General features: G+C 70.5%; 20 protein-coding genes. All 20 read right to left on the bottom strand.

Annotation, left to right across the window (positions count from 1 at the left end; all coding sequences use genetic code 11):
• Window positions 1-34 precede the first annotated feature (34 nt).
• The 20 genes from ACFY9I_RS16765 to ACFY9I_RS16670 all read right to left on the bottom strand — a co-directional run bounded on the left by ACFY9I_RS16765 (window position 35) and on the right by ACFY9I_RS16670 (window position 20268).
• A complete protein-coding gene (locus ACFY9I_RS16765; RefSeq protein WP_391002199.1) occupies window positions 35-994 on the bottom strand; it encodes a Gfo/Idh/MocA family oxidoreductase in 960 nt (319 codons plus the stop codon).
• The gene (locus ACFY9I_RS16760) at window positions 991-2397 is read right to left on the bottom strand and encodes an NDP-hexose 2,3-dehydratase family protein (protein WP_391002197.1); all 1407 of its coding nucleotides are present in this window, start codon (window positions 2395-2397) and stop codon (window positions 991-993) included. The genes ACFY9I_RS16765 and ACFY9I_RS16760 overlap by 4 nt, the downstream gene beginning before the upstream one ends.
• A 45-nt stretch (window positions 2398-2442) precedes the next feature.
• Window positions 2443-3747 carry a lipopolysaccharide biosynthesis protein RfbH gene (rfbH, locus tag ACFY9I_RS16755; protein WP_391002195.1) on the bottom strand — a complete coding sequence of 435 codons (1305 nt, stop codon included), beginning with the start codon at window positions 3745-3747 and terminating at the stop codon, window positions 2443-2445.
• On the bottom strand, window positions 3744-4754 hold the full coding sequence (gene rfbB, locus ACFY9I_RS16750; protein WP_391002193.1) for a dTDP-glucose 4,6-dehydratase: 1011 nt from the start codon (window positions 4752-4754) through the stop codon (window positions 3744-3746). The genes rfbH and rfbB overlap by 4 nt, the downstream gene beginning before the upstream one ends.
• On the bottom strand, window positions 4751-5818 hold the full coding sequence (locus ACFY9I_RS16745) for a glucose-1-phosphate thymidylyltransferase (RefSeq protein WP_391002191.1): 1068 nt from the start codon (window positions 5816-5818) through the stop codon (window positions 4751-4753). Before ACFY9I_RS16745 ends, rfbB begins: the two co-directional genes overlap by 4 nt.
• Before the next feature lie 47 nt (window positions 5819-5865).
• The gene (locus ACFY9I_RS16740) at window positions 5866-7014 is read right to left on the bottom strand and encodes an aminotransferase class V-fold PLP-dependent enzyme (RefSeq protein ID WP_391002189.1); all 1149 of its coding nucleotides are present in this window, start codon (window positions 7012-7014) and stop codon (window positions 5866-5868) included.
• Window positions 7015-7071: 57 nt separating this feature from the next.
• On the bottom strand, window positions 7072-8214 hold the full coding sequence (locus ACFY9I_RS16735) for a nucleotide disphospho-sugar-binding domain-containing protein (protein ID WP_391002187.1): 1143 nt from the start codon (window positions 8212-8214) through the stop codon (window positions 7072-7074).
• 22 nt (window positions 8215-8236) lie between these two features.
• Window positions 8237-9451, bottom strand: coding sequence for an MFS transporter (locus ACFY9I_RS16730; protein ID WP_391002185.1), 1215 nt, complete (start codon window positions 9449-9451; stop codon window positions 8237-8239).
• Between the two features lie 74 nt (window positions 9452-9525).
• The gene (locus tag ACFY9I_RS16725) at window positions 9526-10326 is read right to left on the bottom strand and encodes a methyltransferase domain-containing protein (RefSeq protein WP_391002183.1); all 801 of its coding nucleotides are present in this window, start codon (window positions 10324-10326) and stop codon (window positions 9526-9528) included.
• Window positions 10327-10364: 38 nt separating this feature from the next.
• A complete protein-coding gene (locus ACFY9I_RS16720; RefSeq protein WP_391002181.1) occupies window positions 10365-11036 on the bottom strand; it encodes a hypothetical protein in 672 nt (223 codons plus the stop codon).
• Window positions 11037-11134: 98 nt separating this feature from the next.
• Window positions 11135-12088, bottom strand: a complete 954-nt coding sequence (locus ACFY9I_RS16715; RefSeq protein WP_391002179.1) for a hypothetical protein — start codon at window positions 12086-12088, stop codon at window positions 11135-11137.
• Window positions 12089-12291: 203 nt separating this feature from the next.
• A complete protein-coding gene (locus tag ACFY9I_RS16710; RefSeq protein ID WP_391002177.1) occupies window positions 12292-12885 on the bottom strand; it encodes an NAD(P)H-dependent oxidoreductase in 594 nt (197 codons plus the stop codon).
• Between the two features lie 76 nt (window positions 12886-12961).
• Complete coding sequence (locus ACFY9I_RS16705) at window positions 12962-13195, bottom strand: acyl-CoA carboxylase epsilon subunit (protein ID WP_391002175.1); 234 nt, start codon at window positions 13193-13195, stop codon at window positions 12962-12964.
• A 200-nt stretch (window positions 13196-13395) separates the two neighbouring features.
• The gene (locus ACFY9I_RS16700; protein ID WP_391002173.1) at window positions 13396-14061 is read right to left on the bottom strand and encodes an antibiotic biosynthesis monooxygenase; all 666 of its coding nucleotides are present in this window, start codon (window positions 14059-14061) and stop codon (window positions 13396-13398) included.
• Window positions 14062-14108: 47 nt separating this feature from the next.
• Entirely contained in the window at window positions 14109-14972 is an 864-nt protein-coding gene (locus ACFY9I_RS16695; protein ID WP_391002171.1) for an NAD(P)H-binding protein, read from the bottom strand.
• A 35-nt stretch (window positions 14973-15007) separates the two neighbouring features.
• On the bottom strand, window positions 15008-16567 hold the full coding sequence (locus ACFY9I_RS16690) for a carboxyl transferase domain-containing protein (protein WP_391002169.1): 1560 nt from the start codon (window positions 16565-16567) through the stop codon (window positions 15008-15010).
• Window positions 16554-17552 carry an ACP S-malonyltransferase gene (gene fabD / locus ACFY9I_RS16685; protein ID WP_391002167.1) on the bottom strand — a complete coding sequence of 333 codons (999 nt, stop codon included), beginning with the start codon at window positions 17550-17552 and terminating at the stop codon, window positions 16554-16556. Before fabD ends, ACFY9I_RS16690 begins: the two co-directional genes overlap by 14 nt.
• A gap of 70 nt (window positions 17553-17622) precedes the next feature.
• The gene (locus ACFY9I_RS16680) at window positions 17623-18399 is read right to left on the bottom strand and encodes a 4'-phosphopantetheinyl transferase superfamily protein (protein ID WP_391002165.1); all 777 of its coding nucleotides are present in this window, start codon (window positions 18397-18399) and stop codon (window positions 17623-17625) included.
• Window positions 18396-18854, bottom strand: coding sequence for a phosphopantetheine-binding protein (locus tag ACFY9I_RS16675; RefSeq protein ID WP_391002163.1), 459 nt, complete (start codon window positions 18852-18854; stop codon window positions 18396-18398). The genes ACFY9I_RS16680 and ACFY9I_RS16675 overlap by 4 nt, the downstream gene beginning before the upstream one ends.
• A complete protein-coding gene (locus ACFY9I_RS16670; protein ID WP_391002161.1) occupies window positions 18811-20268 on the bottom strand; it encodes an MFS transporter in 1458 nt (485 codons plus the stop codon). The genes ACFY9I_RS16675 and ACFY9I_RS16670 overlap by 44 nt, the downstream gene beginning before the upstream one ends.
• Between the last annotated feature and the right edge of the window lie 165 nt (window positions 20269-20433).

Raw genomic sequence — 20433 nt, 5'->3', positions numbered from 1 at the left:
TGAGGAGAGCCAACAACTTGAACCTTGGTTCAAGTCAAGTCTCGGCGCGCTCGCGTATCTCCCGCAGCAGCTCGGCCTGCCGCACGGACGACGGGTCCGGTCTGCCGCCCGTGCGGACGGCCTCCACGAACGCGGCCACCGTACGCGCCACCTGATCGGCGGCCGGCAGCACGATCCGCTCGGTGCCGGAGCGCCGCTCCAGCAGGACCTGCGGCGCCAGATCCGCCGGTGGGGTGAAGGCCCGGTCGACCGTGACGCGCCCCTCGCTCCCCCAGATCGCGTACGAGGACCGGTAGGCGTGGTCCAGCCCGAAGGTGAGCTGGACGCTCACCCCGCCAGGACCGCTCAGCAGTGCCGCGCCGGCCGTGTCGACCGTGCGGGCCGGCCCGCGCGCGAGCGTGGCTCCCACGACGCGCAGACCCTCGCCCACGTGGTACAGGGCCGCCCGGACCGGGTAGACACCCGTGTCCCACAGGGCACCGCCGCCGAGGTCGGCGCGGTACCGGATGTCGTCCTCGGGCAGGGCGGGTATCGCGAAGGCGGCGTGGAAGGCGCGCACCTCACCGATCGCCCCGTCCGCGACGAGCTTCCCGACGGCCGCGTGCTGGGGGTGATGGACGAACATCACGTTCTCCATCAGGACCCGCCCGGACCTCTCCGCCAGCGTCATGAGCCGTCGGGTCGCCGCCGGATCGGTGGTGAGCGGCTTCTCGGCCAGGACGTGTTTCCCGGCGTGCAGGGCGGTCTCGGTCCACGCCTCGTGCAGCGCCGCCGGCAGCGGAACGTACACGGCGTCGACGTCGTCGCGGTCGAGGAGCTCGGCGTAGCCGTGCACCGGCCGGGCGCCGAACCGCGCGGCGAGCTCCCGCGCCCTGGCCGCGTCCCGGCCGGCTATCGCGGCGATCTCCACGCCTTCCGTGGCGGCCATGGCGGGGAGCACCCGACGGCGCGCGATGTCGGCGCAGCCCAGCACTCCGACGCGTACCGGAGTCATCGGCCGTGCACCGCCGTCGCGTTGAGGCAGGCGAGCAGGGTGCGGGCCTGCACGTTGAGGTAGTGGCCGTGGCGGACGAGGGTGGTCAGTTGGCCCGGAGTGGCCCATCGGTACCCCGCCGGCGGGTCGAGCGGGGCCTGTTCCTCGTCGGCCTCGACGAGGAGATAGCGGCTCTCGGCGTTGAGGAACCGGCCCCCCTCCTCCGAGTGCACGGCCTCGTACCGGATGCGGGCCGGGTCGGCGCCGAGCACCAGATCGAGGAAGGGCGGCCGGTCCGCACCGAAGAGATGGGCGTAGTTGCCGGGCGTGTACTGCACGGTGGGGCCCAGTTCGACGGTGTCCAGGAAGCCTCCCTCGACCCGGGCGTGCACGAGGACGTGCGGCACTCCGCCGATCCGGCGGGTCAGGAAGGCCGTGACGCCGACTCCGCGGGGTTCGAACAAGGGCTGTGTCCAGCCGGTGACCTCGCGGCTGCCGGCCTGGACGGCGACGGCGACCACGTCGAAGTATCGGCCCGCCTCGTGTTCGATGGTGGCCTCACCACGTTTCCAGCCGGGCACGTCCGCCAGCGGGACGCGTTCGGCGTGCACGTCGTGGCGGGAGCGCTCGGCGGTGAACCAGGACAGCAGTTCGACGTCTGTGTGCAGGGCGCCGGTTTCCTCGGCGGGGAACGGCGCGCAGGCGAGCACGGTGCGGGCGTCCATGTTCACGACGTTGTCGCGGTGGAGGAGCTCGCCGATCTGCCCCAGGGTGAGCCAGCAGAAGTCGTCGTGGACCGGTACGTCGCCGACGGCCTCGACGAGCATGTTGCGGTTGCTCTTGCGGAAGAACCAGGAGCCGTGCTCGGACTGCAGGACGTCGGCGAGGACCCGGCCCCGGCCCGGCTGGGTGAAGTACTCGATGTACTTCACGTCAGCGCCGCGGTGCACCTTGGTGTAGTTGCTGCGCGTGGCCTGGACCGTGGGAGAGAGTTGGAGGAGGTTCCGGTTCCCGGGCTCCATCTTCGCCTGCATCAGGAAGTGCAGGACACCGTCGAACTCCTTGACGAGGATGCCGAGGACGCCGACTTCGGGCTGCTTGATGATCGGTTGGTGCCACTCGCGGTGCGGACCCTGGCCGGTGGTGACGCGCAGGCCCTCGACGGAGAAGAACCTGCCGCTGCGGTGGACCAGGTTTCCGGTGGTGTCCTCGAACGACCAACCGTCCAGCTCGGCGAAGGGGATGCGGTCGACGCTGAACCGGTGGGCCCTGCGGCGGCCTTCGAGCCAGTCGGGGAAGTTCTCGGTACGCAGCTTCGATCCGGCGGCGGTGGCCGACCGGGCGATCCGGTCGGCCACCGCGGGGTCCTCCCGGGGCTGCAGCAGGGTGGGAGCCGCTGGGGTCCTGGCGAGGGGGGACGGCATGACGTACTCCTGTGAATCGGCGGGACGGGCGACGGGCGCGGCGGTTCAGCCCCGGGCTGCCACGAACTCCTTCACGGAGGAGGTGATGTAGTCGATCATCTCGTCGGTCAGGCCGGGGTAGATCCCCACCCAGAAGGTCTGTTCGGTGATGATGTCGCTGTTGGTGAGGTCGCCGACCACACGGTGGGGCTGGTCGATGTAGGCCGGGTGGCGGGTGAGGTTCCCGGCGAACAGCCTGCGCGTACCGATCTTGCGGTCCTCCAGGAAGGCCACCAGCTCCGCACGCGCGAACGGCGCGTCGGGCTTCACGCTGAGCGCGAATCCGAACCAGCTGGGGTCGCTGCGCGGTGTGGCCTCAGGCAGCACCAGGTGCGGCAGACCGTCCAGGCCCTCCCGCAGCCGCCGCCAGTTGCGCTTGCGGTCGTCGATGAAGCGGTCGAGCTTGTCGAGCTGGGTCAGTCCCAGCGCGGCCTGGATGTCGGTCGCCTTCAGGTTGTAACCGACGTGCGAGAAGATGTACTTGTGGTCGTAGCCGGCCGGCAGGGTGCCCATCTGGTAGTCGAAGCGCTTCAGGCACTTGTTGCTCTCACCGGGCTCGCACCAGCAGTCACGGCCCCAGTCGCGCAGGGACTCCACGATGCGTGCGAGCGCCAGGTTCGAGGTCAGGACGCAACCGCCCTCGCCCATGGCGAGGTGGTGTGCCGGATAGAAGCTGACGGTGGTGATGTCGCCGAAGGTACCTGTGAGCCGGCCGTCGTAGGTGGACCCGACAGCGTCGCAGTTGTCCTCGATGAGAAAGAGGTCGTGCTGCTCGGCAAGCTGCGCGATCTCGGCGACCTCGAACGGGTTGCCGAGCGCGTGGGCGATCATGATGGCGCGGGTCTTGGGACCGATGGCCCGCGCGACGCGGTCGGCGGTGGTGTTGTAGGTGCCGAGCTCGACGTCGACGAAGACCGGCACCAGCCCGTTCTGCAGGATCGGGTTGACGGTGGTCGGGAAGCCCGCGGCCACCGTGATCACCTCGTCGCCCGGTGTCAGCCTGCGGTCCTGCAGAAGGTGCGAGGTGAACGCCGTCATGGCGAGCAGGTTCGCGGACGACCCGGAGTTGGTCAGGTGCGCCTTGCGGCGCCCCAGGCGCCGGGCGAAGCGCGACTCGAACCGGCGCGAGCTGTGGCCGGCCGCGATCCGCATCTCCAGCGCGGCCTCGACCAGGGCGATCCGGTCCTCCTCCTCCAGCACCGCGCCCGCCGGCCAGATCTCGGTGGTCCCCGGAACGAAGGGGCGGTCGTCCCGGCTCGCCCGGTGGTACTCCCTGGTCGCGTCCAGGACCTGCGCCTTGAGGTCGCTCATGACCTGTTCCCTTCTCGGTTCTCTCGGCCGGCGTTGTCACTGCGGTGCTTCACGGGCTTCCACCAGTCGGGGTTGTCGCGGTACCAGGCGACGGTGTCGGCGAGCCCCTGCTCGAAGGGGATGCGGGGGGCGTACCCGAGCTCCTCGCGGATCTTGGTCTCGTCGAGCGAGTAGCGCAGGTCGTGTCCCTTGCGGTCGGCGACCCTGCGGACCATGGAGCGGTCGGCGAGGCAGAGGTCGAGCAGCCGCTCGGTGATGTGGAGGTTGGTCCGTTCGTTGCCGCCGCCGATGTTGTAGACCTCACCGGCCCGGCCGTCGTCCAGGACGAGTGCGATGGCCCGGCAGTGGTCGTCGACGTGCAGCCACTCGCGGATGTTGCCGCCGTCGCCGTACAGCGGCACCGGCACGCCCTCCAGCAGATTGGTGACGAACAGCGGGATCAGCTTCTCGGGGTGCTGGTACGGGCCGTAGTTGTTGGAGCAGCGGGTGATGGACACGTTCAGCCCGTGTGTCCGCCAGTAGGAGCGGGCCAGCAGGTCGGACGCGGCCTTGGAGGCGGCGTACGGGGAGTTCGGAGCGAGCGGCCACTCCTCGGTCCAGGAGCCCGCGTCGATGGAGCCGTACACCTCGTCGGTGGAGACGTGCACGACCCGGGACACGCCGGTGGTGAGGCAGGCGTCGAGCAGGGTCTGGGTACCGCCGACGTTGGTCCGCACGAACTCGGCCGCGGATTCGACGGAACGGTCGACGTGCGATTCGGCGGCGAAGTGCACGACCGCGTCGTGGCCGGGAAGGACGTCGAGCAGCAGGGGGAGGTCGCAGACGTCACCGTGCAGGAAGTCGAGCCGGGGATGGCCGCCGGGCAGGTTGTCCCGGTTTCCCGCGTAGGTGAGCTTGTCCAGCACCGTCACCCTGGTCCGCTCGTGGCCCGGGTATCCGCCGTCGAGGAGGGTGCGCACGAAGTGTGAGCCGATGAATCCGGCGCCGCCGGTGACGAGAATCCTCATGCCGCTACCTCGACCCGGGTGAAGTCGCCTACCACCAGGCGGTGGTGGGGTGTGTTCCAGGCGCCCGTGCCGACCTTGGCGTCACGGCCGATGAGCGAACTGCGCAGGCCCTGGACACCGGAGATCTCCGCCCGGTCCAGGACGATGGAGTCGGACACCGCGCTGGAGGTCAGCACGCAGTCCCGGCCGATGGAGGTGTGCGGTCCGATGTGGCTGTCCTCGATCACCGTGTTCTCGCCGATGATCACCGGGCCCTCGATACGGGACCTGACGATGCGGGCGCCCGCGCCGATGACCACCTGGTCGTCGACCTGGCTCACCGCGTCGACGTCGCCGGCGATGTCCGGCCGTAGCCGGGAGAGAAGATGCCGGTTGCACTCCAGCACGTCGTCGACGTTGCCGGTGTCCTTCCAGTAACCGCTGTACTCGCTGGCCCTGACGTCGGCGCCGTGGGCGACCAGCCACTGGACGGCGTCGGTGATCTCCAGCTCGCCCCGGGCACTCGGCTCGATGGAGGCCACCGCCTCGTGGATCGCCGAGGTGAAGAAGTACACGCCGATCAGGGCGAGGTCGCTCCGCGGCTGCTGGGGCTTCTCCACCAGACGCTCGACGTTGCCTTCGGAGTCGAGTTCCACGACCCCGAAGGCGCGCGGGTCGGCCACCTTGTGGACGACGACCTGGGCGGTCGGCCGGTTGGCCCGGAACTCGTCGGCGATCGCGGTGATGCCGTCGGGCAGCATGTTGTCGCCGAGGTACATGACGAAGTCGTCGTCGCCGAGGAAGTCCCGGGCGATGTCGACACAGTGGGCGAGACCGAGCGGCCGGTCCTGACGGATATAGGTGACCTGTGTGCCGCACTGGGCGCCGTAGCCCATGACGTCGGAGATCTCGGGTGCCCAGTCGCCGACGATCACGCCGATCTCGGTGACGCCGATGTTCTTGATGTTCTGCAGGACGTGCGCCAGCACCGGCTTGTTGGCGATGGGCACGAGCTGCTTGGGCATGGAGTAGCTGAAAGGCCGGAGCCGGGTTCCCGACCCGCCCGCCAGCACCAGAGCCTTCATGGGAAAGTCTCCTCCAGGTGATGGTTCGGTGGTTGCGGCGGCCGGGCCTAGCCCCGGTCCGGATGCCGTGCTTCGACCGCCTTGCGCAGCGCGGCGGCCACCGTGCGGACGTCGTCGTCGTCGAGGCCCGGGTGCAGCGGAAGACACAGGGTCTCGCCGGAGGCGCGGTCGGACTCCGGCAGCACCTGGTCCTCGGAGTGATAGGCGGGGACCTTGTGCAGGGGTGCGTAGCGGAAGGTGGTGTAGATGCCGGCCGCGTACAGCTCGGAGGCGACCTCGTCGCGGATCTCCGGGTGCATCTGGACCCAGTAGAAGTAGTAGCTCGACTCATGGCCCTCGGGCAGTGCGGGCGGCGTTCGCACCCCGTCGAAGTCGGCCAGTTCACGGTCGTAGAGTTCGACGATCTCCCTGCGCCGGCCCACGAGTTCGGGCAGTCGGCGCAGTTGGACGGAGCCGATGGCGGCGGTCAGGTCGTTGCCGATGACGCGGCGGCCGATCTCCGGGACGTCGAGTTCCCACCAGCGGTGCGAGACCTTGGCGTAGCCGAATCCGCTGGCCTGGGCGAGACCGTGGTAGGCGAGGCGCCGCGCGCGGGCGGCGCGTTCGGGGTCGCGTACGTAGAGCATGCCGCCGTCGCCGGTGACCATGACCTTCATGGCGTCGAAGCTCCACATGGCGAGGTCGCCGAAGGAGCCGACGGCCTTGCCGTCGACGCGCGAGGCGGGGGCGCAGGCCGCGTCCTCGACCAGGGCGATGCCGCGTTCCCGGCAGAGCCGCGCGATGCGGACGACGTCGCCGGGGCAGCCGCCGTAGTGCAGCACGATCACGGCCTTGGTCCGGGGCGTGAGGGCACGCTCGATGTCCTCGGCCGTCGGATTGAGCGTACGGGCGTCCACGTCGCAGAAGACGGGACGGGCCCCGGTCGAGGCGATGGCGTTGGCGGCGGCGACGAAGCTGCACGAGGGCAGGACGACCTCGTCACCCGCGGCCAGGTCGAGGGATTCGAGGGCGAGGAACAGACCGGCCGTTCCCGAGTTGATGAAGATGACCTGCTCGGCCTCGACGCCGATGTGTTCGGCGAAGGATGCCTCGAACGCCTTGGTGCGAGGCCCGTGACCGAGCCAGTGGCTGTCGAACACCTCGGCGACGGCGCCGAGTTCCTCCTGGCCCACCTGTGGCTGGAAGAGGTTGATCACGTCTGTCTCCTGGGTCGATGGGAGCGGGAGGGCGGGAGGGCGGGCGCGACGGGCGGTTCAGCCGCGGCGCTGCGCGGCGAGCTTCTCCAGCGGGCCGACCATGTGCGACGGCAGCGGCAGGCGGGCGATCTCCTGGGACAGTTCCCGCGCGCGCTCGGTGTAGGAGGGGTTGGTGAGCAGCTCGGAAACGGCCGAGGCCACCCGCTCTGGGGTGGCCTCGGCCGGCTGCAGGGTGAGCGCTGCGCCGTAGTCGGCGATGCGCCGTGCCGGTGCGTCGAAGACGACGGCTTCCGGGATGATCAGTTGGGGTAAGCCGGCGTTCATCGTGGTCATGGTGGTGGCCCCGCCCGCGTGATGGACGACGAGGTCGCAGGTCGGCGCGAGGACGTCGAGCGGAATCCATCCGGTGCGGATGCCGGGCAGCGCGGACCTGAGCTCGACGGCGAGCGCTTCCGGCGCGGGGATGACGATCTCCACGTCCAGCGGGGCGATGTTCTGCGCCAGGGCTCGCAGGAAGTCGAAGGTGCGCTCCTTGCTGGCGCGGCTCCCCGCGGTGACGCACACCCGGCGCCGGTCGCCCCGGGTCAGCGTCCAGGGCTCCAGCTCGCGCTGGAGGTTGCCGGGCAGCCACCGCATGAGCTGGGCCGGAGGTGCTTCGGGCGGTGTGAGACTCGGCGGGCAGATCTCGATGCGCAGGTCCGGCTCGGGGAGCCGGCTGAGCCCGAGCTCGGCCAGTTCCGGCTGGAGTTCCAGCTCCGCCCCCCGGTCCTGGGCGTTGGAGTCGTCGGTGTCCCAGGCCTGCCGCACATAGGGGACGTCCAGATGGGCGGCGAGCAGGGGGGCCGCGTAGGACATGGAGCCGCCGACGACGAGGTCGGGCCGCCAGCTCCGGCTGATGTCGCGGAGCACCGGGAGTCCGTCGGCGCCCATCTGCGCGAACCAGCGGCCGACGAAGGGGCCCTGCCGGGGCAGGTCTTCGGGTATCTCCTTGAGGTTTCCCTCGCGGTCCTTGGTGATGTAGTGCCAGATGTCGTGCGGGGTGACCGCGATGCCGGGGATGCCGGTGCCGGTGACCACCGGCATCATGTCCTTGGTCGAGGCCATCAGGACCTCGTGGCCCGCGTCGCGCAGTGCCCGGGCTAGGGGGACGAGGCCGAAGACGGTGGCCGGGCTCCCGCCCGGAACGAACAGGAACTTCATGCTTCTCTCCTGTGATGGCGGGTCAGGCGACGGACTGCTCCGGCTCGTTCTCCGCCACCGGTGCCAGGGCGGGATCAGCGACGCGCACGGCCAGCAGGGCGAGGAGCAGCACCGTGGCCAGTCCGGCGCAGGCCAGGAATCCGGTCTTCACGGAGGTGCCGTCGACGAGCGGCCCCAGCAGGAGGGGGGAGACGAACTGCCCGGCGAAGGAGGCGGTGCCGGACAGGGCGGTGGCCTGCCCGCGCAGGGCCGGCGGGGCCGTGTCACCGATCAGTACCGTGACGGCCGGCATGACGATGCCCATGCCCAGACCGAAGAGTCCGGTGCCGACCACGATCAGCGCGGCGTGCCCGGTCGTGCCGACCAGGGTGAAGGCGAGGATCCACGACAGGGCCGAGAGCCGCAGCAGGGCGCTGTAGCCGAGGGACGAGCGCAGCTTGGCGTAGCCGAAGCCGATGAGGCTCATGGTGACGGAGGCGGTGGTGCTGATGAGGGCGACGAGGAAGGGCTTCTCGATGCCGATCTCGGCGAGCCGGAACGGGACGAACACGGCCAGGCCGTAGAGCAGCACCGAGGCGGCGACGAACAGTCCGTAGTAGCCGAGCAGTGCGGGGCGGCGGCCGAGGAGCGGGAGGATTCGTCCCTTGGGAGCGCCCGCCTCGGTGGCCGTACCACCGGTGTCGGGCAGCATCAGCAGTGCGGCGAGGCCCAGCGGGACGCCGATGAGGTAGATCGCGAAGGGGGCGTGCCAGGAAAAGCCGCCGATGGCCCCGGCCAGCAGTGGCCAGGTGACACCGCCGAGACTGATGGCCGTGGAGCGCCAGCCCATGACCCGGTCGCGCCGCGCGCCCTCGTAGTACGAGAGCAGGGCGACCGTGGTGCCGGCGAACACGGCCGCGGCGCCGACCCCGAAGGCGATGCGGCCGGCGATCAGTGCCGGGTAGGAGCTGGTGAACACTCCGGCCCCACCGGCGACGCCGTACAGCACCAGTCCTCCGGCCAGGGGGACGCGGACGCCCCAGCGGTCGATCATCCAACCGGCGACCGGGCTGGCCACGGCGATGGACAGGCCGTGCGCGGTGAGGATCATGCCGGCGGCCGTGCCGCTGAGGCCGAGGTCGTCGCGGATGACCTCGAGCACGGGGGCGACGACGGCCCCCGCCATGACGGTGAGGGTCGAGGCGAGGAGGAGGATGGGGAGCACGGCGCTGCGGCCGGCGCTCGTGGCGGCTTTCATGTGTGACTCCTGCTTTCAGCGAAACGCTGTCGGAAAAGGGGAAGGGCCGGCGCACGACCCTGTCCGGCCCACCCTCACGCGGTGGGGCGCTGTCCCCAGGCGGAGACAAGCATCGTCGTCATGTCCCGCGCCCGCGGGTCGCCGAGTGATCCGACGAACTCGGCCAGCTCCTCGGCGGTCACCACCCCGTTGTCGACGAGCACATGCCCTTCCTGGCGCATGCGCAGGGCGATCAGGTCGTCGTCGGCGGCGGACTGGCCGGGCCCCGCCGGCGTCACCCGCGAGCCGACGGACCGGAGCCCGACGCGGGCGAGTGTGGCGGGCAGTCTGCGCCCCCACCACAGATCGGCTCCCTGGGCCCGCAGGCGCTGCAGGTAACCCGCCACGAGGGTGCGGCTGACGTGGGTGGTGGCGTCCTCCGGCGGGAGGTAGTAGAAGTCCTCCACCACCATCCAGCCGCCGGGGGCGAGCCAGCCGACGGCGCGCTCCAGCAGGTGAGCGGGCTCCTCCAGGTGCTCGAACACCGCTCGCGCGAGTACGAGGTCGAACGAGCCGGGCGCGAAGTCCTCTTTTTGGACGTCGGCCTGACGTGCCTCCAGATTGGCGTGACCGGCGGTGTCGATGTGGGACGGGTCGAGATCCAGGGCGAGCACGGTGCCGCGGTCGGCACGCTGGGCGAGCCGGCGCGCCATGGATCCGCCGCCCGCGCCGATCTCCAGGCAGCGCCAGGTCCGTTCGAGGGGCAGTCCCTCGACGACGGCGGTGGTCACCGGATCGTATTTCCTCTCGAACAACCGCACCTGGTCGACCGGTGATGTCTTCCCCCTGGTCAGGGACCCGGTGCTGTGGCCCTGCGGTGAGGTGGTCTCCGTCATCTCTTCTCCCCTTGTGCCGGCCTCCGGCCGCGGTGTGGTCAGCCGTTGCTGCTGGGCGCCCATATCTCCGTGGCCACGGTGCACAGCAGGAACTCAGGAGGGGCGACTTCCAGCCGGGCCACCTCCTCAAGGCCTTCGGTGAGCTGCGGATGGCGCATGTAGGAGTCGTAGGCGTCGCGGTCCGCCCACATCGGGCAGTTGATGAAGGTGGTGCCGTCCGTGCCGATGTACGGCGTCGCGGAGATGAAGCCCGCGCAGTCGCGCTTCCACTCGCCGCTGGCGGTCAGCAGACCGTGCACGTGCTGCTGGGCCCGGGCGCCGCTCAGCCGCCGGACGGCGAACCCGACGAGTCCGGGCTGCTGGCCTGCCGCGGGCCCGTGCGGCCCGGCGGCCGGCACGCTGCGGAAGACGGTGGCGGAGCGGACTCCGGGCCGGTCCGCGAGGGTGCGCAGGACATGGCCCTCGGGCCGGTGGGTGAACGAGGAGCCGTACGTCTCCTCGTCCGTCCACCTGCCGCGGTGCATCACGGAGGTGCCGTCGAGGGCTATGTGGGTGTGTGAGGAGACGAACCCGTCCGAGTGCCGCACCCACGTGTTCACTTCGCGGGTGATCAGGCCGACCAGTGCGGTGGCGGTGTCGGGGCTGTCGGTACGCAGCACGCCGAACGTGGCGAAGCCGGCCTCGCTGGCCGGTGGGTTCACCGAAGTCATCAGGAGAACTCCCGTGTCGCGGTGGCTGAGGCTGGGAGGGACGGGCCGGGGCCGGCCCCCCCAGCCGGAATCGAGTCGGCAGGGCTCGTGCTTCCGGTTCAGCTCACCTGGATGATCTCGTAGTGCCCCTGCTTGAGGAGCATGCGGCCGTCCCGGGCGTCGCTGAGCCAGTCGATGATCACGTACGGGCCCGGTCGCAGCGGAAGTTGAAGGACCGAGGAGACGCCCGACGACATCGGCAGGCCGCCGGGGCCCTCACCGAGCGGGCCGGGGTCCTCGGGGAACTGGCCGGTGTCGCCGAACTTGTCGAACCACGCGACGAGTTCCTCCTCCGTCACCCCGTCCGGCAGCGGGAAGAAGATCGCCTCGGCGGGCTGCCCGGTGGGCATGAGGTTGCGGAAGAGCAGCGGCCGGCCTGCCTTCACCGTGCCGGTGACCTCGTAGCGGGGGGCACCGTCGATCAGCTCGGCGGTGACGGAGGCCGTGTACGCGGGGGCGGTGCCGTACGCGTGTCCGCTGACGTCGAGCGTGCGATAGCGCGGCTGGGCGTCGCGGATGTGCTTGTAGTCGAACAGGAAGTAGCGGCCGGCGGTCAGTTTCTGTGTGAAGGCGGCAGGCTGGTCCGGGTAGATGACCGTGCCGCCGAGCAGTTCGCCGGTGGTCAGCATCTCCCGGCTGCCCTCGATGATGTCGGGGCCGTTGGCATTGATGATCTTCATCAGGGTGTCGCGGAACTGTTCCCAGGTCACACCGTCACGGGGGCGGGCGAGACCTATCCAGCCCGACGCGTGGTCCGTGGTCGTGGTGCGGAACGTCACCGTGCCGGGGGCGGTGCCGCTGGGGGCGTGCAGCGCGGTCTTGGTGGACTTGACGTCCAGCGTGCGCACGCCCGCGGTCTCCGCCGGGGCAGCGGCCGGGGCGGTGGCCGGGGCGGTGGCCGGGGCGACAGCCCGCGGTGCCGTGTGGCCGATCGCCGGCGCGGCTGTCGCGGTGAACACCAGGGCGGCAACCGCTGCCACCGTCCTGCCGCGGAGGGCCGTGGTCCTCTTCATTCCAGGAACTCCCATGAGTGACAGCTTCTTTCAGCAGGTCAGAGCGTGCGGGCCGGCGGAAACAGCCCGGGCACCCGTGCGTACCGGCGCCCGGGCCCAGGGGGCGTTGCGAAAGTCGTGTGCGCCCCTTGGGGGGCGCCGTGGGTGCTGTGCGGGACTTTCGCAACACCCCCTGGTGCGGCTCGGAACTGTGCGCCGGGGTGTCAGCGCTGGTAGGGACGCTTGGCACGCGCCTCGCGCAGCGCCTCCGCCCACCAGCTGATCTGGTTCAGCAGGTTCGCGGCCGCTTTCTCGCTGCCCTCGGGGCTGACCGGCCGTCCGTCCTCCTCGAAGGCCGTCCAGGCGTTGTGGAAGCTGAGCATGTCGCGCACGGTCGTGGCGTGGACCTCGGCGAACACCTGACGCAGGTGCTCGGCGGCGCGCAGGCCGCCCCCCATGCCGCCGTAGGAGATCAGGCCGACGGGCTTGGTGCTCCACTCGTCGAAGAACCAGTCGATGGCGTTCTTCAGCGACGAGGGGAAGGTGTGGTTGTACTCCGGCGTGACCACGGCGAAGGCGTCGGCCTCGTGGAGCCGGGCGGAGAGCCGGTCCGTCAGCGCCTTGGTCTCCGCGTCGGGCTCCTCGCCGAACGCCGGCATCCGCACGGGCAGCGGGAAATCGAGCAGGTCGACGAGGTCCACGGTGAAGTCGCCGTGCTTCTTCGCCTGCTCGACGAACCAATGGGCGACAGTCGGACCGAATCGGCCACCGCGCACGCTTCCGATGACGACGGCGAGCTTGATGGGGTTCTCTGTCATGCTGAACCTTTCCATTCATGATGAATGCGATACTGACCGGGCGCCGAATTGCCACCCGGCGGTCAGGCGACCGGCATCAGTTCCCGGTGACCGGCGGATTGTCGCGCCAGGTGCGCGGACCCGTGAAACCGGACTGCCGATCAAGTCGACGCCATCCGGCGGTGCGCTGCTCGTTCGGAGTGTCATGGCCGTCCTGATCCGCGTCGGCGGTGGCCAGGGCGAGCACGACAGCGGTCAGGGCGGCTATTTCTTCGACGTCCGGCGAACCCTTTTCCACGCGAATGAGATGGGCCGGTTCCGTCGGTTCCATCAGTGACCCCCTGTACAGCGGAAAACGGCATCGACGGAGACACACCGGTCGAGGCTACTGACCAGCTTCTTCAATCGGAAAGGCGACTTCAAGAGCGCTCGATTCATATCTCTGTGAAGTTCTACAAATCCCTGTCTGCACGTCAGAGGAACGTGAGATCCATGTCAGAGAAAGCCCGTCGGGCGGGCCCCTCGTCCCGCTCAGGCCGCATCGACCTGATCGGCCACGGTGCACAACAGGTACTCGGGCGGGGCGACCTCCAGGCGGGCGAGCTCTTCCTGCCCCTCCGAGATCCGCGGGTCGGCCATCCACGCCTGGTAGGCGATCTCGTTCACCCACATCGGGTAGTTGACGAAGGTGGTGCCTTCCCGGCTCACATACGGCGTGGCCGAGATGAACCCCGGGAACCGGCGCTTCCACTCGCCGCTCCCGGCCAGCAGCTCCAGGACCGCGTCCGCCGCGGAGGGGCCGCCGAGATGGCGGGTGGCCACCACCACCACGCCCGGCCGTGCGTTCGCCTCCGGGCCTTCCAGGGGGGTGGCGGGCGTCCCGCTGAAGACGGTGGCGGCAAGCACCCCGGCCCGAGTGCCCAGGGCGTGCAGTACCCCTCCGGAAGGACTTTCCCGGAAGGACGTCCGGTAGGTTTCCTCGTTCGTCCACTCGCCGCGGTTGACCACGGTCGTCCCGTCCGTGCTCACATGGACACGCGAGGAGATGAAGCCCGGCGTGTGCCGGACCCACTTCCTCACCTCGCCGGTGATGGTCTCCACCAGGGCGGCGGCTGTTTCGGGGCCGTCCACCCGCAGGACACCGAAGGTGACGAAGCCGACCTCGGGCGCGGGACTGGACTCGTGCTCACAAGACATGGAACAACTCCGTTGATATGGGGTGTCCGGTTCGGCGACACCGCCGGTCAGCGGAACGCGTCGGCGCGCTCCTCGGCCCATGAGCGGAAGGTACGGGCCGGCCTGCCGGTGACGTCCGCGACGACCGTGGAGCTCAGCTCCGGCTTCTCGGTGATCATCGCGAAGTAGTCGAGTGCGCCGTCCGCGTACGCCGCGGGCCAGCCGGAGGCGACCATCGCGTCCTTCGCCGCCTCGTGCTCGATGTCGACCCAGTCCAGCTCGCGGCCGATGACCTCACCGATGATGCGTACCTGCTCCCGCTGGGAGAGCTCCTCGGGGCCGGTGACCAGGTACTTCTGCCCGCCGTGCGTTCCGGTGAGCAGCGCGGCCACGCCGACGGCCGCGAGGTCGGCCTCGTGCACCGAGGTGCGCACGGCGTCTCCGTAGGGGAAGTGCACCACGCCGCCGGAGCTGATCTGCTCGGCGAAACCCAGGGCGTTGGCCTGGAAACCGGTGGTGCGCAGGAACGTCCAGTCCAGGCCGGTGGCCTCCAACAGCTCCTCGATGTAGGCGTGGCAGTTGTTGTCCACGCGCTCCAGGCCGATGTGCACGCCCACCGAGGAGACGAAGGCCACCCTGCGCGCCGTGGCCTCGATCTTCTCGATGACGGCCGGTGCGGTCGTCACGTCGGTGGTGAAGAAGGGCCACATCAGGAACACGCCGTCGACGCCGACCAGTGCGGCGTCCAGGCTGTCCGGGTCGGTGAGGTCGCCGTAGTGGATCTCGGTTCCCTCCGGCAGCCGGCCGATGTTCGGGTCGTCCTTCAGCACCAGCGCGCGCACGCGGGCGCCGGCGCGGAGGAGTTGGGCGACCGCGTGCGGTCCGACGTTGCCGGTGGCCGCCGTGACCAGGACGGTGTTCTGCTGCGACATGGTGGTGTCCTCGTGTCGTCGTTCTTCTGCGGATGTCACTGCGGGGGGTTGCCGTGCTTGCGGGACGGCAGATCGGCGTGCTTCGCACGCAGCATCGCGAGGGACTTGATCAGCACCGAGCGGGTGTTGCGCGGGTCGATGACGTCGTCGATCAGCCCGCGCTCGGCCGCGTAGTAGGGGTGCATGAGCTCGGACTTGTACTCCTTGATCCGCTGACGGCGGACCGATTCGGGGTCGTCCGAGGCATTGATCTCGCGGCGGAAGATGACGTTGGCCGCCCCTTCCGCGCCCATCACCGCGATCTCGTTCGTGGGCCAGGCCAGGGCCAGGTCCGCGCCGATGGAACGTGAGTCCATGACGATGTACGCACCGCCGTAGGCCTTGCGCAGGACCAGCGAGATCCGCGGGACGGTGGCGTTGCAGTAGGCGTACAGCAGCTTGGCCCCGCGCCGGATGATGCCGTCGTGCTCCTGGTCGACGCCGGGCAGGAAGCCCGGCACGTCCACCAGCGTGACCAACGGGATGTTGAACGCGTCGCAGAGCTGGACGAAGCGCGCGGCCTTCTCGGACGCCTCTATGTCCAGCACCCCGGCCATGGCGGCGGGCTGGTTGGCGACCACGCCCACCACGTGACCGTCGAGACGGGCCAGTGAGCAGACGATGTTCGGCGCCCACCCCGGGTGGATCTCGAAGTGATCGCCGTCGTCGACGATCTCCTCGATCACCGCCCGGATGTCGTACGACTGGCCGGGGTCCGGGGGTACCAGTTCCAGCAGGGCGTCGGTGAGGCGGTCGGCCGGGTCCTCGGTCCGCTCCACGGGGGCGAGTTCCCGGTTGTTGGAGGGCAGCAGGGAGAGCAGGAACCGCACGTCCTCCAGGCAGCTCTCCTCGTCGTCGTAGGCGAGGTGGGCCACGCCCGAGACCGTGGCGTGGACGTCCGCGCCACCGAGACCGTTCTGGGTGATCTCCTCGCCGGTCACGGCCTTGACCACGTCCGGCCCGGTGATGAACATCTGTGAGGTCTCGCGGACCATGAACACGAAGTCGGTCAGGGCCGGCGAATAGGCCGCGCCACCGGCGCACGGACCGAGCATCACCGAAATCTGCGGGATGACACCGGAGGAGCGTGTGTTGCGTCGGAAGATGCCGCCGTAACCGGCGAGCGCGGTCACACCCTCCTGGATGCGTGCCCCGGCGCCGTCGTTCAGCGAGACCAGGGGCGCGCCCGCCGCTTCGGCCAGGTCCATCACCTTGTGGATCTTCTCGGCGTGGGCTTCGCCGAGGGCGCCGCCGAAGATCCGGAAGTCATGGGCGTAGACGAAGACGGTACGGCCGTGCACGGTTCCCCAGCCGGTGACCACGCCGTCGCTGTGGGGACGCTTGCCCTCCAGGCCGAATCCCGTGGCGCGGTGTCGGCGCAGTGGCTCGATCTCCGTGAACGAGCCCTTGTCCAGCAGCAGTTCGATCCGCTCGTGCGCGGTCAGCTTGCCCTTGGCGTGCTGCCGTTCGGTCGCGGCCGGGTCCGTGCCCTCCCGTGCCGCGTCCTTGAGGGAACTCAGCTCGTCGAGGCGATCGTGCAGGTCATGTGCGGACATGGTGCTCCCATCCCGTGTTCGATCGTGGTCGGACGGCACTGCCGGCGGTGGCGGACGCCGCCGTGGCCAGGGCGAGGCGGCGGGCATTGTCCGTCGTACGGATCTGCGCCCCGGGTGCGATCCGGCGGCACAGGCCGCCGAGCACCCTGCCGGGCCCCACTTCGACGAACCGGTCGACTCCGCGTTCCAGCAGCCCGCGCACCGTGCTGGTCCAGTGGACCCGTGCGGTGAGCTGGCGGCGCAGTACGGCGGACGCCTCGGCGCCGCTGTTCACCGGGCTCGCCGTGACGGAGGAGAGCACCGGGATCCGCGGGTCGCTGAACCGGGTGTCGAGCAGTGCTTCGGCGAAGTCGGCCTCGGCCTCGCCCATCAGGGTGCTGTGGAGCGAGACCGGGACCTTGAGGTCGACCGCCCGGGCGCCGAGGGCCCGTGCCTCCTTCATCACCGCCGTGACGGCCTCGGCCTGGCCCGAGACCACCAGTTGGGCGGGCTCGTTGTCGTTGGCGACTTCGACGACCTGGGCGGTGGTCCGGACGGCCCGCTCGCAGATCCGCTCCAGTGTCGGTGGATCGAGACCGATGACGGCGGCCATCGCCCCCGGCACGCGGTCGTTGACCGTGGCCATCAGCTCACCTCGCTGGCGTACCAGCCAGAGCCCCTCCTGCCAGTCGAGGACGCCGGCGCAGACCAGCGCCGCGTACTCCCCGACGCTGTGTCCGGCGACGACATCGGGCCGTATCCCCTCGCGGCGCAGGGCCTCGGCGGTGACCACACTGGTGAGGAAGACGGCGGGCTGGATCAGCGAGGTGTCGTGCAGGGCCGAGCGCGGTCCCTCCAGGCACAACCGGGACAGCGGGATGCCCAGCAGCGTGTCGGCGGGGCGGTAGTAGGCGTCGATCAGATCGGGCCACCGTTCGAGGAGGTGGCGGCCCATGCCCACGCGCTGTGAACCCTGGCCGGGGAAGACGAAGGCGGTCCTGGTCATGGGACATCGACTCTCTTTCGGTGAGTTGGCCCTCCGCGCTGGCCCGTCGCGGGCCGTGGAGGACCCGCCGTCACGCGGGGTTCTCCCCTCGCACCAGGGCGGCGAGGAGACCTTCGGCGTCGTCGGTACGGAGCCAGTCGGGAGACAGCCGGCGGACGGACGTGTTGGTCGGGACCTCCCCCGCGAGGGCGAAGGAGGCGGCGTGGCGGGGCCCGCAGGGGATGTCGGCGAGAAACCATCCGGCGGGCCTACGACGGATGTCGGCACCCAGGTAGTCCTGGGACGGGGAGCGGCTCAGTCCGGTGCCGAGCCCCTTGAGGTAGGCCTCCTTGCGGGTCCAGAGCCTGCCGAACATCTCCCGTCTTGCCTCGCGCGGTGCGGCGGCCAGTTCGGCGCGCTCGTCGGGGTGGAGGGCCTCGGTGCAGATCTCGACGGTCTCAGCCCCGGGCAGCTTCTCCAGGTCCACCCCCACGGTCGTGGCCGCGATGCCCACGAGAGCGAGCCCTCCGCTGTGCGACAGAGAGAAGTGCAGGGGCGGATCGGTGGCGGCGACGGCCGGTCTGCCGTGCGGGTCGCCGCAACCAGGGCAGGGCTGGCGGACGAAGGGCACGTCCTGCGGTGCGGTTCCCAGGTAGGCCCCGAGCAGCCGCCGCAGGGCGATGTGCGCGGACGCGTACAGCAATCCGTCGGCGGGCCGGATGAACGACGCCGCGCGGTGTCGTTCGGCGTCGTCGAGTTCGCTCTGGTCGAGGGCCGCCGCACTGTCCACCTCGGGCGGTCGCAGCAGCCAGAGGTCCACCTGCCGTGCCTCCGCCGCGAGTGTCGGGACCGCGGCTCCCCCGGTCATGCCGTGACCGGGGCACCGGAGCGCCGGTGACGCTCGGAGGTTTCCGCTGCCCGCGGGTGGGTGTGTCCGTCTCCGCCCAACTGCCCGGCCAGGCAGTCGATCAGCTCGGCCGCGCTGTTGGCGAGCAGCAGCCGCTGGAGGTTCACCTCGACGTGCAGGGCGGCTTCCATACGGTGCTGGAGTTCCATCCCCATGATGGAGCCGACTCCGAGGCTGCGCATGGGGCGCCCGCTGGTGTCGATGAGGTGGGGGGCGACGCCGAGGGCGCGGCCGATCTCCTCACGGACGTACCGGTCCACGACCCGGAGGCGTTCGGCGGGGTCGGCGAGTGCCAGGGCGGCGGGGTCGGGTGCGGTGACCTCGGCCTTCCTCGGCGCGTCGTCCGCCGACGCGTCATCCGCGTCGTACCAGTCATCCCATCCCTTCCGGGTGTCGAGGCAGGTGTCGACGGTCATGTCTCCTCCGGAACGGTGTGTCGGTGGTAGGGGGCAGGACCCCGGTGAGCGCGACGAGCAGGCCGAGCACGCCGACCGCGGTGACGAGCAGGACGGCGGGGCGGTGACCGGCCGGCTGCACCGCGGCCACCAGGGCGAGCGTGAGTACGGCCCCCATCTGGACGGCGCTCTGGTAGAGGCCGCCGACGGCTGCCAGACGGTCCGCCGGAACGGCGGAGGTGGCCTGGATGTGCAGTGCCGTGAAGGAGAGCGCGAAGCCCGCGCCGACCAGCAGCATGGTGGGCAGGACGTCGGTCGTGTAGCTCACCGGCGTGCCCCACCGCAGGCACCAGAGGTAGCCGAGCGGTGGGAAGACGGCGCCGAGGGCGATCAGCCGGGCGGGGCCGAAGCGGGCGACCACGCGTCCGGAGTGCAGGGCCGTCAGGGCGAGGGGGGCGGCGGCCGGCAGGAACGCCAGAGCGGTCCGCAGAGGGGACCAGCCCTCGGTCTGCTGCAGCCGCACGGTGCTGAGGAGCAGCAGCCCGAGGTACGAGCCGTTGAGCGCGGCCGCGCCGAGTGCGGACCTCAGCAGCGGCCGGTGGGCCAGCAGTTCGAGCCGCGTCAGCGGGTGCGCGACGGTGAGTTCGATCCGTACGAAGAGGACGAGCAGCGCGGCCGCGGCCGCGAAGGCGGCGAGTGTGCGCGCGTGGTGCCAGCCGGCGGTGGGTACGGACGTGATCGCGTACACGAGGAACAGGGTGCCGCCGGACAGGGTGACGGCACCGGCCGCGTCGTACCCCCGGGGTTGGTCCTCGGCGGGTGTGTCGTGGGGGATGAGGCGCAACCCGCACAGGAAGAGCGCCAGGGCGACCGGAGCGGGGAAGGCGAAGGTCCACCGCCAGCTCTCCTCGGTGAGCGGACCCGAGAGCAGCAGCCCCGCGGAGAATCCGCCGGCGCCGAAGAGGGTGTAGACGGAGACCGCTCGGCTTCGGGCGCGGCCCTCGGGGAAGGTCGCCGCGATGATGGCCAGTCCGGTGGGGGCGGTGAGGGCGGCGCAGAACCCTTTCACCAGGCGGGTGGCCACCAGGGGTACGAGACTGTCGGCGAAGGCCGCGGCCAGCGAGGCCGCGGCGAACACGAACAGGGCTGCCAGATAGACGCGCCGGCGGCCCAGCAGCGCCACGACTCTGGTGCCGAACAGCATCAGCGCGCCGAAGCCGACGGCGAATCCCGTCACCACCCAGTGCCGCTCGGCGACCGGCAGGCCGAGGTCGTCGCCCACCGCGGGCAGGGCCACGATCGCGACGGACACCTCGAGGGCGTCGATCAGCATGTTGCCCGCGAGGACGAACAGCAGCCCCCACAGGGCGGGCCTCCATGCCGCCTCGGTGGACGGGGGCCGGTGGTGGTTCGGGGTACTCGTCGGAAGCGTCATGATCCTGTTCCGCCGTAGGACTGGTGCGGGACACGGGGAGACCGGCCGCGAGCGGTGCGCACGGCCGGCCCCGGCGCCCTGCCCGGACGGTCCTGTCATGGGGAGGACCGCCCGGACAGGGTCTGGTCGGCGCCACGAGGGGGGACGTGGTCGCGCCACGAGGGG

This window comes from Streptomyces sp. NPDC012510, assembly GCF_042955065.1.
Lineage (GTDB): Bacteria > Actinomycetota > Actinomycetes > Streptomycetales > Streptomycetaceae > Streptomyces.
The sequence above is the reverse complement of the archived record's forward strand: the minus strand, read 5'-3'. Positions and strand labels throughout refer to the sequence as shown.

What these genes read in the sequence shown, in the direction of transcription:
- ACFY9I_RS16765 (WP_391002199.1), bottom strand. Translation starts at nt 994, where the DNA reads ATGACTCCGGTACGCGTCGGAGTGCTGGGCTGCGCCGACATCGCGCGC.
- ACFY9I_RS16760 (WP_391002197.1), bottom strand. Translation starts at nt 2,397, where the DNA reads ATGCCGTCCCCCCTCGCCAGGACCCCAGCGGCTCCCACCCTGCTGCAG.
- rfbH (WP_391002195.1), bottom strand. Translation starts at nt 3,747, where the DNA reads ATGAGCGACCTCAAGGCGCAGGTCCTGGACGCGACCAGGGAGTACCAC.
- rfbB (WP_391002193.1), bottom strand. Translation starts at nt 4,754, where the DNA reads ATGAGGATTCTCGTCACCGGCGGCGCCGGATTCATCGGCTCACACTTC.
- ACFY9I_RS16745 (WP_391002191.1), bottom strand. Translation starts at nt 5,818, where the DNA reads ATGAAGGCTCTGGTGCTGGCGGGCGGGTCGGGAACCCGGCTCCGGCCT.
- ACFY9I_RS16735 (WP_391002187.1), bottom strand. Translation starts at nt 8,214, where the DNA reads ATGAAGTTCCTGTTCGTTCCGGGCGGGAGCCCGGCCACCGTCTTCGGC.
- ACFY9I_RS16730 (WP_391002185.1), bottom strand. Translation starts at nt 9,451, where the DNA reads ATGAAAGCCGCCACGAGCGCCGGCCGCAGCGCCGTGCTCCCCATCCTC.
- ACFY9I_RS16725 (WP_391002183.1), bottom strand. Translation starts at nt 10,326, where the DNA reads ATGACGGAGACCACCTCACCGCAGGGCCACAGCACCGGGTCCCTGACC.
- ACFY9I_RS16720 (WP_391002181.1), bottom strand. Translation starts at nt 11,036, where the DNA reads ATGACTTCGGTGAACCCACCGGCCAGCGAGGCCGGCTTCGCCACGTTC.
- ACFY9I_RS16715 (WP_391002179.1), bottom strand. Translation starts at nt 12,088, where the DNA reads ATGAAGAGGACCACGGCCCTCCGCGGCAGGACGGTGGCAGCGGTTGCC.
- ACFY9I_RS16710 (WP_391002177.1), bottom strand. Translation starts at nt 12,885, where the DNA reads ATGACAGAGAACCCCATCAAGCTCGCCGTCGTCATCGGAAGCGTGCGC.
- ACFY9I_RS16705 (WP_391002175.1), bottom strand. Translation starts at nt 13,195, where the DNA reads ATGGAACCGACGGAACCGGCCCATCTCATTCGCGTGGAAAAGGGTTCG.
- ACFY9I_RS16700 (WP_391002173.1), bottom strand. Translation starts at nt 14,061, where the DNA reads ATGTCTTGTGAGCACGAGTCCAGTCCCGCGCCCGAGGTCGGCTTCGTC.
- ACFY9I_RS16695 (WP_391002171.1), bottom strand. Translation starts at nt 14,972, where the DNA reads ATGTCGCAGCAGAACACCGTCCTGGTCACGGCGGCCACCGGCAACGTC.
- ACFY9I_RS16690 (WP_391002169.1), bottom strand. Translation starts at nt 16,567, where the DNA reads ATGTCCGCACATGACCTGCACGATCGCCTCGACGAGCTGAGTTCCCTC.
- fabD (WP_391002167.1), bottom strand. Translation starts at nt 17,552, where the DNA reads ATGACCAGGACCGCCTTCGTCTTCCCCGGCCAGGGTTCACAGCGCGTG.
- ACFY9I_RS16680 (WP_391002165.1), bottom strand. Translation starts at nt 18,399, where the DNA reads ATGACCGGGGGAGCCGCGGTCCCGACACTCGCGGCGGAGGCACGGCAG.
- ACFY9I_RS16675 (WP_391002163.1), bottom strand. Translation starts at nt 18,854, where the DNA reads ATGACCGTCGACACCTGCCTCGACACCCGGAAGGGATGGGATGACTGG.
- ACFY9I_RS16670 (WP_391002161.1), bottom strand. Translation starts at nt 20,268, where the DNA reads ATGACGCTTCCGACGAGTACCCCGAACCACCACCGGCCCCCGTCCACC.